This is a genomic window from Arthrobacter vasquezii (genome assembly GCF_029455255.1).
GTDB classification, from domain to species: Bacteria; Actinomycetota; Actinomycetes; order Actinomycetales; family Micrococcaceae; genus Arthrobacter_D; species Arthrobacter_D parietis.
Map to the genome: position 1 here is coordinate 1 of NZ_JAROKN010000139.1, position 538 is coordinate 538.

The 538-nt window shown below is 63.2% G+C and carries 1 pseudogene; it reads right to left on the bottom strand.

The annotated features are described in order from the left end of the window. A pseudogene (locus P4U43_RS17980) lies at positions 1-538 on the bottom strand (hypothetical protein); the annotation flags it as partial.

Here is a 538-nt window from a genome sequence, read left to right on the forward strand (position 1 = left end):
CGGTGGAGTAGCGGCTTGCTCCGGCGATGCTTAGGCCGAACATGTCGCAGATGCGGCGGAGGTCGCCGCCGCTGGCATGTAGCTCGTGCAGGATCCGGTCTTCGCGGGCTTGTTGGGCGGTCATCCCTATCGAGGTGGTGATCCATTGGACGCCGACTGGTGCGCTGTCGAGGGCTGTGCGTCGGCTGATAAAGACGTGCGGGTTCCTCGTTGAAGGCCAGCGTTGTTCGCGGTAGGCCAGCCAGAGAGAAATCCGGTCCCGGACCGGTTGTGCCAGTGGAATGGTGCGCTGCCCCAGACGTAGGCGTCCGTCATGGAGATCGGTCAACTGCAGCTTCCGCAGTTGCCCTGATCTAAGACCGTGAAAAGCGACGATAGATGTGACAGCTGCCCGTGCCGGGTCTGCGGAGTTGATTGCGTCGCGCAGCGGGGCGGAGGCCAGAGGCAGCGGGATGCGGGTCGCATGGGTGCCGGTTCGTATGGGGTCGATCGGGTTGAGGAATATGAGTCGGTGGCTCTTCAGCACACGGAACAGGCA